Genomic DNA, 13,456 nt, shown 5'->3' with positions numbered 1-13,456 from the left:
CAAAACTGATTAGTGGCTTGTGCGTGGGGAAAATAATGAATTCTACTATTACACTTAGCCAGCTTGGTTGGCAGCCAGTTTTTCAACAGCAACTAACACTTGAAGATTACGAACAAGCAAAAATTGCCCGTATTTTAGCGCATCACCGAAATGGCTACGCCTTGCAGACAGAGGAGGGTTCGGTCACGCTTAATATCCATCACTCGTTACCGGTAATGACGGTAGGGGACTGGGTACTGATTGACAGTGACAACCGCTTTGTTCGTTTGTTAGAGCGAGTATCGCTCTTTCGCCGTAAGGCCGCTGGAGCTAAAGTAGCAGAACAGTTTATTGCAGCTAATGTCGATACTTTGTTTGTGGTGTGCTCTTTGAATCAAGATTTCAATCTAAGTCGTATTGAGCGTTATCTAGCGATAGCAAGAGAAGCCAATGTCGAACCGGTTATAGTGTTAACCAAAGCCGATTTATGTGATGACAGTGACGACAAGCGTGAACTAGTACAAGCACTTGATCCCATGCTAATGGTTGAAGTAATCAATGCCCTTGATTCTTCATCGTATACGGCACTGGAAGCATGGTGTCGTGCGGGTAAAACTATTGCGTTCATGGGCTCGTCTGGTGTGGGTAAATCCACCCTTGTGAATGCACTCATGGGTGGCTCGGTTCAGCAAACCGGTTCAATCCGAGAGGATGATAGCAAGGGGCGTCATACGACCACATCGCGTTCACTGCACTTCATGCCGTCTGGCGCCGTGTTGATCGACACGCCAGGAATGCGAGAACTGCAATTGACTGATTGCGAAAGCGGGGTTTCTGAAACATTTGCTGATATAGAAGCATTAAGCCAGCAATGTCGCTTTAGTGATTGTCAGCATCAGTCTGAACCTGGCTGCGCTATTCAAGATGCACTGGAAACTGGTGAGGTAGATGAGCGTCGTTTGCAGAACTACTTCAAGCTACTGAGAGAGCAGGCCAGAAATACGGCAACCTTGAACCAGCTTAGAGACAAAGATAAGCAGTTGGGGAAAATGTATCGTTCTGTACAAAGCCAGAGTCGGCAGCGTAAGAAAGGCTACTGATCTGAGCTTAGAGATATCATGATGTTGTAACTTAAAGCCTTGCTAAGTTGTTTAGCAGGGCTTTTTATCAATTTTAAGGGCTACTGATGATAAACGTAGATGAGTCTACTATCTTTAATTCGATTAATACTATCTTCTAGGTCGTCAAACGGAATAGCAAAACACCCTTCGCTCCTACCTAGCGTGCCATTTTGGTTTATAAAAGCTTCGCTAACGTATTCAGCCCCGTGAACCACAATAAAGCGGCTCCGGGTATTGTCATTGATACCAGTTTCAAGACCATCAATACGAAGAGAGTAGCCGTTTATACCAAAATACGTTTCCCCTGTTTTAAAAAGGCCAAGAGAAGATTGGTTAGAGCCATTTATATTCGAGAAACTTGTTGGCAAGCGGTATCCCGATTGCTTGGCATGGGCGACTAAGCTTTGGTGCGTAATTCGACTAGATTCGATATCTACAATGAAAAGCCGCTCTATTTCAGATGGTAGGCTGTAGTCGATAATTGTTATTTTTGAAGGTGTCTCGCCGTGATTGACCGAGCTTGATAATGCCTTTTCAATCAATAGTGGTTTGAAATAAGAATGCTCTGATATTGGGACTCCATGTTGAAGGGGAGCAGTACAACCAGATACGAAAAGAATAATGGCAAGCCTTCTAGCAAGATTTACGGTATTCACATCTTACTCGTAATATTATTGATAAGTCCTATTGGGTTTAAACGACAATAATTTGGCATTTTTTAATAAAACTTAAGTTTGGTCAGCTGTGTGGGAGGTTGTAAAGGCCGTCAATCTTATAAGAAGGATTAGGCGCAGTACCGTTAGGCACTACGCCACTAAAGTTAACAAGCAGTCGATGCCTTCGCTTGTTTATCTTGTTTGCTGGCCCAGTAACCCGCTAATAGTGAACCCGAGATATTGTGCCATACCGAGAAAATGGTACCGGCAATGGCAGAGGCTGGAGAGAAGAATTTCATTGCCAGTGCGGTTGCCAGCCCAGAGTTCTGAAGGCCAACTTCAAAGGCAATTGTGCGACATGTTGATTCGTTGAAGCCTAGAAGGCGGCAACAGTAGTAGCCAGCCGTTAAGCCGAAGCCATTGTGAAGTATCACGGCCAGTGCAACCATCGGACCCACTTGGCTTAGATTTTCGGCGTTTAAAGCGACAACAATCGCGATAATCAATACGATGGCGATCATTGATACAAGTGGCAGTAAAGCATTCACCTTGGCAACAGCTTTATGGGCAAAAGTGTTGATGACAACCCCAAGCCCAACAGGAAAGAGAACTATTTTTACCAAGCTCATCAACATTGCAGATACCGGTACATCGACACTTTCGCCGACCAGCAACTCCACCAACAGAGGGGTCAGGATCACGCCAAGTAGCGTTGATATAGCAGTCATTGAGATGGAAAGCGCGACATTGCCTTTGGCAAGAAAAGCCATAACATTTGATGACGTTCCCCCAGCAACGCTTCCTACCAGTACCATACCGACGGTCAGTTCGGTGCTAAATCCTAATAGAAAGCTGATAAGCAAAGCTGTCAGGGGCATGATGATAAATTGCAACACCACACCGACACCCACAGCTTTTTTGTGCTGGGCAACATTGAGAAAGTCCCTTGCAGATAAGCTGATGCCCATCGCAAGCATGATGATTGTCAGCAAGGGAACGATTTGGGTTTTTAACCCGACAAATAAGCCGGGGGATATATAGGCTAATACGGCAAAGAGTATGGCCCATACGGGAAATAACTGGGTGATCCTTCCCATCATTACAACTTCCTTTTCAAAAAACAGTGCGGTTATTTTTTATGTGTGACAATTATATTTTCATAAAGCTTATTGATAAAAAAGACGAAAAAGGAATACGGTTATAGATTCTATCCTTGTTGTCACTTGGTTCTGTAAATGCCGTATTTTTCGGATGTTGGTAGAGATATATTTAATGTACACCCAATAAGTGCAGTGGTTAATTTTGCAGAGGCTAAAGATGGGGCGGGAAAGTGCCACTGTTTAGTGGCACTATGACTGGTTTAGATTGACTGTGATTAGATCTTGATACCCATGTTTTTATCGATGATCTTATCTAGCTGACCGCTTTTCTCTAGCTGAGATAATACTTCATTAATACGGGCCTTTAGCTCGTCGTCTTTTGGCATCATGGTAGCAATGGTGGATTCTGTAAACTCAAATCCAGGCATTGAACGGCACAGCTCATCATGGTGACGGGCACGGTAGTCCGCTTCCACTGAATCAGGGATCATCAAATCAACGGTGCCATCGAGAATACGGTCATACACATATTTGTTGGTTGGCTCGACATGCAGTTTGGCTTGTTTCAAGTTTGCACGTGCGAATATAGCGTTAGTACCACCTTCGTTAATGATCACTGTTGTTGCCGGTTGGTCAATTTCTTCTAACGAGTCAAATTTCTCAACGTCTTCACAACGTGTGATCGGCGTTTTACCGTAGTTGTAGTAACTAGTAGAAAAGTATGCGTACTCTTTACGTGCATCGGTAACAGAAATGCCGCTCATGCCAACATCATATTTCCCTGCTTGGAAATCTTCCATCAGCGTAGGCCAGCTGGTTGGAACGAGAGTGAGTTTTACGCCTAGCTCATCGGCAATAACGGCGGCAAGATCATGTTCGATACCGACATAGCTACCGTTACTGAGTTTTTCAGAAAATGGCATATAGTCACCCGTTACACCGATACGAATCTCCTGATTTTGTTTAATTCGATCAAGTGTTTCGCCCGCAAAAGCAGAAGAGGTAGCAAGGGCAAGTGCACTGAGCAGCGCAGTAGTAAGTAATCTTGGCTTCATGTTCGGTATCTTATGTTGTGTGATGTCAGTTCATATAAAAGATATAGCTGGGCCGTGGTGAGCCTCTGTTTGTTTTCCAGAACAACATAATCGAGCTGGATTCTCAGCGCAAGACAAAATGTCAATATTGCTGCTGTTTTTTGGTTTTTTGTCTTATGTAAAATATTATTTACAGTCTTCTGGTGGTATGTAGCTAAATTCCGCCTCTGAATGTTACCTGCATCAATGTTTATATATGTAAGCAAGAGAATGACATTTTTATTCGTTGATTCTATTGATAAATTTATGTTGTGTCAGAATGTGCTTGGCTAAATATTTGCGGGGATGGAATCGATGGGCGTGGCTGTGATTATGGTGGTAGGGCTGTTTGGAGCTTTTTCTGCTAGCTTCCTCAATCTACCGATGGGAGAGCTGTTTGGGGCCACCCTCATTGTGATTGCATGCTTAAAAATTACCGGTAAAACAGTCAGGTTACCTGGATGTGTTATTTTGCTCGTCCAAATCATCTTGGGCGTGAGTATTGGGATTACCGTACAGTTAAACCAATTAGTTGCAGCCTTTTCACCCATGCTGTTTATAGGTTTGGTGCTCTGTATGTTGTCCCAAACCATGGTGAGCTACCTGTGGTTGAATAAACGAGAAGGTTGGCGGCCTTTTGAGTCTCTATTGGGTGCTATTCCTGGTGCGCTAGGGGCGATTTTGGTTTTAAACGAGGAGCAGGAAAAGCCATCGTCTAAGGTCATTGTCTCTCATACCATGCGGCTGTTGATGTTGGTGGTATTAGCTGGCTACATTGCTTCACAGGGTGCAGAAGTCATTGCGAAAGATAGTGTGTTTCCCATGAGTTGGGCACTTCATTTGATCGCGATTGGCGCAATGAGCTTTTTACTTGGCAAGTTGACGGGCTTTCTTGGACTGCCGGCACCCTTTATGGTGATGGGGCTGTTTGTCAGCTTGGCTTATAACAATTGGCTACTTGGCGGCGCAATTGCGTTTGTTCCTAAAGAGCTAATTTTGTTTGCAACCTCGATGCTTGGGGTGTTGATTGGTGTGAGGCTAGGGGAGACGACACTGCGTGAAGCATTACGTTATTCTAGAGCCGGCCTAATTATAACCACCATGGGGATAGCGATCACTATTGGTTATGCCATCCTGTTTAGCTTTATAACGGCAAAAGAATGGGAGGTGTTACTGTTGGCATGGCTACCCGGTAGTGTTGAAGCTATGACCGCAGTAGCAATACTCATCGGCCTCGAACCTGCTTTTGTCGCCATTAATCATGTGATGCGATTGAGCCTGCTATATATGCTACCTAGTGTGTGTAAAACACCGCTGCAACAGTTGAGTAAGCGGTGAGCTTTCTAAGCTTCTATACCGCGTTATTGTTTCTTGATTTAGAGCCACTAGACCTTCAAAACAAAGCCTTGCCTTGCCTTGCCTATAAGCTTATAAACTCTCGTTGAACCAGCATCTTGAAGTAGCTTGGGTATATAGGCTTTTATTTTAGTCAGAACCGTGAAAGTAGGATTTTAGCAGCCGCTACTCAATACTGTATCAATCACCTACCTATCGAATTATCTATAATGTTGTGTCATTCTAGTGCGACTTATCAATACCTTTGTTGCATGGAACATGACCAGAACGATTTTTTTTCCCTTTCTTGCTCTTATTTTTTCAGCTTCCGCTGTTTCTGCCCCGAACAATTTCAGCCATGCCAAAGTGTTAGCGAAAGAACACGTCTACTTTGACCAAACAGAGAACGGTACGTTCTACTGCGGTTGTAACTATACCTTCATGGGGAGAAGTGGGGGGCGTGTTGATTTAGACAGCTGTGGATACGAAGTGCGCAAAAACCAAAACCGTGCCCAGCGGATCGAATGGGAGCATATTGTTCCTGCTTCTAACTTTGGCCGAGCGAGGCAGTGCTGGCAGGAAGGCGGGCGTAAAAACTGCGTAAAGAATGACCCTGTTTTTGCTGTTATGGAAGCAGATATGCACAACCTTACGCCTTCTATCGGAGAGGTAAATGGTGACCGTTCAAATTTCAATTTCAGCCAGTTCAATGCGCCCGCTAGCCAATACGGTCAATGTGATTTCAAAGTGGATTTCAAGAGCCGACTGGCAGAGCCGAGAGATGAAGTTAAAGGTCAAGTTGCCCGAACTTACTTCTACATGTTTGACCGCTATAATTTGTCGATGTCTACCCAGCAGCAGCGAATCCTTGTGGCCTGGGACCGACAGTACCCAGTATCGCAGTGGGAGTTAGAGCGTAACCAACGCATTGCCAAACAAATGGGACACGATAACCCGTTCGTAACCGGAAAGGCAGTTTGGAATGTAGGCCACAAAAACAGTGGTGCAGGGACAAACACAGACTTGAGCGCCAAACAGGCCAATAATAGTTCGGAGGCCATGAGCTTCATTAGGGGGAATAAGAATAGCAAGGTATATCACTTGCCTGCAGGGTGCCCGAGTTATGATCGTGTTAGCCCAAAGAACATTGTCAATTTCCATTCAGAGCAAGAAGCTTTATCTGCAGGTTATCGCAAAGCGGGTAACTGTTCATAATCCTATTTGTAAATCTGGCTGAGCGTGCTTGCTCAGCCAATCCTCCACCCAGTCCAACCCTTTCATGTGAATAACTGTAAATTCATCGTATTATATTCTTCAAAATAGAGAAATGAGATTCCATAATTTGCAGTTGTTGGCTATCTAACAGTGATAAGTGCTAAGTTGGCTGGGTGTTTCTAAATGTAATTATATATTTATCTGTGTATCCAGTTATTCGTATTGCAAAACTCTGACTGTTTTATATGCCGCTGCTGCACACCGCAATTATCAGCTTTTCGATAAGTATTCCTGATGGTAGTTTTAAATTTGTTTAGATTTGCTGATTCAGGTGAGTATGAAAAGTTTAGTGGTAATCATAGCGGCAATTTTATGGACGGCTGGGCGCTATAGGATCCATACTCCTGAGCAGTGGCGGTCTAAGCATTGGTTTATCAAAGGTCTTGCCATTACTTTGTCACTCTTCCCTGCAGTACTCTTCTTCTATTGGGATGATGTTGTAACTTCTGCTGCGTTTTTGTCAAAAAATCAGATCATCGCCTGTGAAATATCACTACGCCTCTTTCTTATTGTGATGGGAATTCAAAGTATGATGGGTATCGTGTTTATCGTGAGCTCATTGAAGAACAAAAATAAGTAATCCAAGCGCAGCCTTGGATTACTGTCAGGTTTTTACTCAGGATCAGATTCGGATGTTGATGGAATATTGATTAGGCCAGTACCAGCATCCCGGATTAGGTTAACAGGGGAAAGAAGTACACCTTTGACCGCACCCTGTGTCGCCTGCTGAGTTAACTGTTCGCTTTTCTCTACAATCTCATCTGTTTTTGCGAGGATAATAGGTACGTCTTGTCGTATTTTTTCAGACTCAGCAATCACTGCTGGTATTGTTTTCTGCCTATAAGCCTCAGTTTCAACCAATACTCCAGGTATAACTTCTGTCCGATACTGCTTTATTTCATCGAGTACAACAGGAAGTGTAGTACTGTTTACCGTGTCTACGGTTTTAAGTACAGCGGGTATGGTTTCACTGCGTATCGCATGGACTTCATCCAATAAGCGTGGCACTTTCTGATCAACGGAGGCTACCGTTTGGTTTACTTCCTCTATGGTCGTTTGTAGGTCATTCGCTAGCAAAAGCGCTTGTGGCGTCAGTTCTTCAAATGTTTTGGCCAATAACAACCACTGCTCAATTTCGAGTTTGTCAGCTGTTGAATTGATATCTGCCATCATCTGAGGGTAGGTATCAACGACTTTATTAATCGTGTTGGTGAACGAATAAATGGTGTATCCCAAGTAAAAGATCGCAACAGCCAATAAGAGTTGAATCGCTGAACTTAAACGGTTTTGCATGCCTATATCCGTATTTAGATGCTTATCTTCTCGAATTATATACTTGCGATGAGGCTTTAGAAGGAAAAAAAGCAGTAAGTGAGATACCTATTAGGCGTACTTTTCAAGTTACGGGTTTCCCAATTCACTGAATAGCTTGTTTGGCCCTATACGTAGGCGTAGGTCGGTGATGATAGCGGTGTTGATAGATAAACTGTGCAGCAAAGAGCTGCACAATTTAATCAAAGGAGCATTTGAGTAGGGGATTAGTGCTTATACCTAAAGGTATTACTATCATCGATAATTTCAATTTTGACCGGCGCTAAGCCTTTTTTGATGTCACCGATTTGTTCGAATGATGCTTGGGAAAGGTCAATAACTCGGCCTCTTGCAAAAGGACCTCGGTCGTTGATCTTCACGTTTACCTTTTTGTTATTGGTTGTATTGGTAACCCTCACGATAGTCCCAAAAGGCAATGTTTTATGAGCCGCTGTATAGGCTTTCACATCAAACCGCTCGCCACTTGCAGTGCGCTTTCCATGGTAATGTTTACCGTACCATGAAGCTTGACCTACAAGCGCATGGGACTTGGCGTATGTTCTTGTTTTTCCATTATCAACTGCTGTGGTTGACGAGCAGCCAGCAAGTAAAGTAAAGGTGAGAGCAGTAACAACGAGCTTTAATTTTCTGCTATTTGGATTGTTTATTATCTTCATGCCATGTTTGTCTGTTGATGAATTATACGGGTTATAAAAATTGCTCATTTTCTCATGAACCATATTCCGTTTGGTCAGGGGTAAGAAAGATTTTGGATGAGTAAGTTATGTTGAACACATAAAAAGCGGGAGCCATAATGGCTCCCGCTATCATATCTATTTACAGAAAGGCTTCTGTTGAATAATTGCAATGAATTACTCTTCAGGCTGCCTCATGCGTAATGTCCAGAAGTCGTTATTTACTAAAATGACCCAAGTACCATTAACTGCGTAGAGTTGGCCACTAGTTGGTATACCCCACATCTCTTCGTCTATGATCCATTCACCATCTTTATTAACTATCATTTGTGAATTACCATCCCCAGCTATCAACAATACCTCGCCTTCGAAATTTGGATTTACCAAAAATTTATCTTGGGCATCCATGTTGAGGTGTCTCGTCCTACCATACATAACCGAGCTATTAGAACCAGTTATCTGCAATGACTTCAGTGATGGGGCTTCGATATGTTTATGTTCATACTGATGAGTATTTAAATCAATGGTGGCGACAAAAGTATCTTCTTGTACGGGGTTAGTTCGCCTTCCTAGACCCATACTGACAAACAAAGTATCGCCGTATTTGTGGAAACTTACTGGTTGTGCTTGATTTTGTGAGTAACCTTCCGGCCAAGGTAAGTTAATCGGAAAATCTTCGCTGTGTGGCCAAACCATATTTTGATCATGGTCTTTTTCATTGCAACTGAAGATATAAGAACCTTCCTCCATCATCGACATACTGTAGTTGTATGTGTACGAGTGTAACGTGTCACGTTGACATTCGCGTGTCCCATTGACCAAGAAGTTATCAGACTGAACTGATTTTCCGGTATGTTTGTCAACAAGATAAGTTATTTCTGTTGCACCTTCTACATGGCCAGCTTCAATGGCTACGAAGTAGTCGCTGTGTCGTGTTTCAGCTATGTGTAAGTTGTTCTTGTTATGATTTGTTGCTGCTATCGTCGCAACGTGATTCCATGAGTCAGTACTGTAAGAATATTTGTGTGTATTAATTTGATAACGGTTTGTAGCTCCTTGGTGGGACCTATGCTTCATGACAATGATGTCACCGTTTTCTGTCACCCAGCTAACTTGATCACGATAACGGCTCGGCTCAAACATATTCCCATCGCCCCTATCGAGTGGTTCATAGATAGGTAAAGTTCTTAGCTCAGCTTTTTCGAAGTTGTATAAGAAGTTGTCGTATCCGTAAGTAGGGCTTCCTGCAGCGAATAAGAGATGCCCATTACCGCCCCCACTAAGAGAAGGGACAACTAGCGGTTGCCGATCGCTAAGATAGCTGACCTTTCGTGAAGTAACCTCTCCTGCAGGGGTACGTTCTGCCAGCCAGTATTCTGCCTCTCCGTTCGGACCTGAGCTGTTCATTCTATTAAGAACAAAAACCGAGTCATCTTGGACAAAGCGCTTCAGTAAAGTCTGAGAACTAGAACTAGGCATCTCAGCAGTGACTTTATCCCAACGGTATTGCGTTAAATCTACCTGTGAAGTGATATCAAGCTGGGCATAATTACCATACCGGGAATCGTTGGTTTTGATGATGTGAATGCCTAGAGACTCTAGATCAGGAACCAGCTCGTCAGGGATGTATGTCATTCTCGCGGTCGATTCACCTGAACGAAGGGCGCGAAGCTGGCATTCATTATCAACAAGGATACGCAGCCCTGACTCATCTTGCCCAATGCCTGCGTTTTTTAAACAACTGTCAGCGACTAAAACTTGAGAGCCATCAGAGTAGGTGAGGGTCATAGCCCCAGCGACGTATTCCCCTTCTCTAAGCGTTAGGTCATTGCCAGTAATATCAGGGGACACGGTGACAAGTTCAGGCTCGCCGACAATGAACGTACGTAGTGTACTGATACCGTTCCATGTTGCTATAACTGAAACGCTACCTACTCCTACAGCTTCCAGGTGGCCATTGTCGATAACGGCAATAGTTTCATCTGTAGATGACCAGTCTGCGTACTCTGTGACGTCACGATCTTCAATATCACTGCCATAATCTGCATAGAGGCGAATTTGTCGTGTATCGCCTTTACGGATACCAGCAAAGTTGCCTTCAAAGTAAACGCGGTCTGGAACAGGGTAGGTTATTGTGAGGTCTGTTTCTGCACGGTAGCCAAAATAGCGGGCTGAAATGGTGACCTGACCTGCGTTCTTGGCAACAATCTCATCCTGTTCAATAGCGGCTATATTGCTATCGGACGATGACCAATTGAGGTTATCTGTGATTTCCTCACGGCTCTCGTCTGCAAAGACACTGTAGGCCTTAGCCGCTTGCCTCTCGCCAATTTCCATTGAGCCAGAATCGAGGCTGATTTCAATATGGGTTGGGGATGGCGCATTGACGGTGACAGTGACGTTATGTTCAAACTCCCCATATGATGCAATTACAGAAGCTGTGCCCTGTGCAATGGCGGTGACTACTCCCGTCGAAACATTGATAACTGAATTGTCATTAGTGCTCCAGTTTACTAAGTCGGTGTAATCTAACTTTTGGCCATTATCGAAGTAGCCAAAGGCGTTAAAGCGCCATGCACCACCAATTGGCTGTGGGACGTTTTTGCCTTCGATTCTGATTGAGGTTAGTTCCGGTTCGGGCAGGTAAGCTTTAACTGTTACGTAGTTGCTAACACCGTCATAGGTTGCGCTGATATCCGCTGTACCCTCGTCATGAGTGTACACAAGGCCATTTCTTACTGTGGCAACAGAAGGGTTTGATGTCGTCCATACGGCGTTGTTGCGTAAGTTAACGGTACTGCCATTATCAAACCCAACCATGGCGTCTAACTGCCAGGTCTCACCAACTAGCTTGGGGCCATCGTAGCCTTGAACATCCATCGAGATGGCATCAGGTACTTCTTCATCCATTTCAGCCACCGTGATACGCACACTTTGGCTAAAACCATCAAGCATGGCTGAGATATCGGCATAGCCTGCGCTTAAAGCGAGTACACGCCCTTCAGTCACGCGGGCGACTTGGGTATTGGAGCTACCCCACGATGCCATATGGGTAGCATCACGTTTTTCACCATCACTGTAATGGGCTTGGGCAGAAAGCTCCCAGACGCCACCAGCTTCTTTAGGTAGAAGATCACCGTGGATCACCAAGAAATCAAGGGTTGGTGCTTCATCTGGCACTGACTTGACGTTCAAGTAAGCCACTGCGTCTTTGTCTTGATATGTGAAAGTGACTGAGACGTCACCTGCGGTATGTGCCATGACTCGGTTGTGGGAAAAGCTAGCTACACTATCATTGCTAGATGTCCATGCGCCTAAGTGATCGATACGCGTCATGGTGCCGTCAGACCAGAGACCGAGAGCTTTGACTTCTAGAGATTCACCCTCGTATAGCCATTCTGGCAAGGTGGCAATAACAACATCATTTAATTCAACGTCAGTATCTTCATTAACCACTGTCACATCAAAAGAATCAAAGCAAAGCTGCTCATGCTGAATGGCTTGCGCTGACAAGGTCCCTGAGCCAGGTGACTTAAGAAGTGCCACTCCTGACTGGTTGATATCGATGACATCAGGTTTATTCGTTGCCCAGCTTACGTCCCAGTCAACCGGGATACCCGTAGCTGCGTCAAAAACAGATGCTCGTAGTGCCCAGGTATCACCAACTTTACCGCGCCCAGACTCACTGCCATCGTTATGGATGATAGAAATAAAGCATGAATTTGTGTTTTCATCTAGGATCTCATCTGACTTATCATGCCAGTCGACCAGATCACTTTCACTGTTTGCAAGATCGAGCGCACGTTCAACTTCCAGTGCCATATCACCGACGAACAGGCTATCCCATGAGGAAGCAACTTCTTGCTCATTGTTTTCCAGCCACTGGTTCCAATTACGGTTGTCTTTAAGCTGGTTAAGCCACAGAGCATCTCCATCAACGATTGAGTTTCTTGCCTTTGAGCCTGAAATCAAATGATGCTGTAGAGCAGTAGCTAACTGCATAAGAGTGACATCAGATAACTCAGGTGAGCGGTACTCTAGATAGGCCTGCCACTTGTCAAAGTCTACCAAGCCCTTATCATCGGTATCAGCAAGGGAATATTCCGCTGAACTTAATGGGGAGAGTAAAATTTCGCTGAGTTCGTTATCAACAAAGTTAGACAGTTGTTGATTGGTGAAATGGCTCAATTCTGAACCATTAGATAACTTAGCCCGCACCGTAATAGGGAGATGACTAATAGGTTTGTACTGCTGATCTGATAGTTCAAAAGAAACCTGATATTCACTACCAGTTAATTCCAAATCTGTTTGGATTGTTTCAGAGCCAATAATTACATTTATATTGTTAGCAGAAATTGAGTTTGAAAGTAAATCTCCTGAAATAGCGAAGCTATATTTTACATCCGGTGTTGGGGGAGGTGGTGAATTATCACTACCACTATCAAAGCACCCCGTCAAAAACATGACCATAGGAATGCCTATCCATTTGAATTTCATAATTACCTCTAATGAATCACAATGCGTCGCGATGGTAACAGAAGAAAAAATCTATTTATATCATTGATTTAAAATTTAATCTTAAAGTAGTCAAACATAAACAAAATATAATGCAGTGACATACATGGAAACAATAAAGCTCAAGAAACGAGCTAAATTATTGAGGCTTAATTTATTTTGTTTTTATTTCTGTAACTTTTAATCTAAATCTCAAATAAATTTCCGTAAGAATGTTGTGATTATTAAAGACTAGTATTCTTACAGCCATATTGGCTTACCTAAAAGCACATACCTGCAATGACTGCAAAAAAATGATTTATTATGCTCAAGCAATTTATGGCTTCTGTTAATTCCAATAATTTCCTTTTGGTTATCTATATAAAAGCGGAATATTGACTTTTCAATTGGTAATCT

General features: G+C 43.6%; 10 protein-coding genes and 1 pseudogene. 5 read left to right on the top strand and 6 right to left on the bottom strand.

The features are described 5' to 3' along the window. Positions 1 to 35 precede the first annotated feature (35 nt). Complete coding sequence (gene rsgA, locus ACXAGQ_RS19305) at positions 36 to 1,079, top strand: ribosome small subunit-dependent GTPase A (protein WP_475256010.1); 1,044 nt, start codon at positions 36 to 38, stop codon at positions 1,077 to 1,079. Positions 1,080 to 1,159: 80 nt separating this feature from the next. Here rsgA and ACXAGQ_RS19300 read toward each other — a convergent pair whose 3' ends face one another. The 3 genes from ACXAGQ_RS19300 to ACXAGQ_RS19290 form a co-directional block, all read right to left on the bottom strand. Further along, a complete protein-coding gene (locus ACXAGQ_RS19300; protein ID WP_475256009.1) occupies positions 1,160 to 1,756 on the bottom strand; it encodes a murein L,D-transpeptidase catalytic domain family protein in 597 nt (198 codons plus the stop codon). A gap of 164 nt (positions 1,757 to 1,920) precedes the next feature. After that, positions 1,921 to 2,856, bottom strand: a complete 936-nt coding sequence (locus tag ACXAGQ_RS19295; RefSeq protein WP_475256008.1) for a bile acid:sodium symporter family protein — start codon at positions 2,854 to 2,856, stop codon at positions 1,921 to 1,923. A gap of 275 nt (positions 2,857 to 3,131) precedes the next feature. Further along, on the bottom strand, positions 3,132 to 3,911 hold the full coding sequence (locus tag ACXAGQ_RS19290) for a transporter substrate-binding domain-containing protein (RefSeq protein ID WP_475256006.1): 780 nt from the start codon (positions 3,909 to 3,911) through the stop codon (positions 3,132 to 3,134). A gap of 324 nt (positions 3,912 to 4,235) precedes the next feature. Between ACXAGQ_RS19290 and ACXAGQ_RS19285 the strand changes: the two genes are divergently transcribed. From ACXAGQ_RS19285 to ACXAGQ_RS19270, 4 genes and pseudogenes are all read left to right on the top strand, one after another. Next, complete coding sequence (locus ACXAGQ_RS19285) at positions 4,236 to 5,267, top strand: AbrB family transcriptional regulator (protein WP_475256005.1); 1,032 nt, start codon at positions 4,236 to 4,238, stop codon at positions 5,265 to 5,267. A 276-nt stretch (positions 5,268 to 5,543) separates the two neighbouring features. Then, a pseudogene (locus tag ACXAGQ_RS19280) lies at positions 5,544 to 6,227 on the top strand (endonuclease); the annotation flags it as partial. After that, entirely contained in the window at positions 6,204 to 6,479 is a 276-nt protein-coding gene (locus ACXAGQ_RS19275) for a sunset domain-containing protein (protein ID WP_475256640.1), read from the top strand. The pseudogene ACXAGQ_RS19280 and the gene ACXAGQ_RS19275, both read left to right, overlap by 24 nt. Before the next feature lie 337 nt (positions 6,480 to 6,816). Further along, positions 6,817 to 7,119, top strand: a complete 303-nt coding sequence (locus tag ACXAGQ_RS19270; RefSeq protein WP_475256004.1) for a hypothetical protein — start codon at positions 6,817 to 6,819, stop codon at positions 7,117 to 7,119. Between the two features lie 32 nt (positions 7,120 to 7,151). Here the strand turns inward: ACXAGQ_RS19270 and ACXAGQ_RS19265 are convergent, their stop codons facing one another. From ACXAGQ_RS19265 to ACXAGQ_RS19255, 3 genes are all read right to left on the bottom strand, one after another. Continuing rightward, on the bottom strand, positions 7,152 to 7,832 hold the full coding sequence (locus ACXAGQ_RS19265; RefSeq protein ID WP_475256002.1) for a hypothetical protein: 681 nt from the start codon (positions 7,830 to 7,832) through the stop codon (positions 7,152 to 7,154). A 245-nt stretch (positions 7,833 to 8,077) separates the two neighbouring features. Continuing rightward, on the bottom strand, positions 8,078 to 8,527 hold the full coding sequence (locus ACXAGQ_RS19260) for a septal ring lytic transglycosylase RlpA family protein (RefSeq protein WP_475256639.1): 450 nt from the start codon (positions 8,525 to 8,527) through the stop codon (positions 8,078 to 8,080). Between the two features lie 195 nt (positions 8,528 to 8,722). After that, positions 8,723 to 12,733, bottom strand: coding sequence for an Ig-like domain-containing protein (locus ACXAGQ_RS19255; RefSeq protein ID WP_475256001.1), 4,011 nt, complete (start codon positions 12,731 to 12,733; stop codon positions 8,723 to 8,725). Positions 12,734 to 13,456: the final 723 nt, after the last annotated feature.

This window comes from Photobacterium sp. ABD4_091 (genome assembly GCF_056160145.1).
This window is presented reverse-complemented; position numbering and strand designations above follow the sequence as displayed.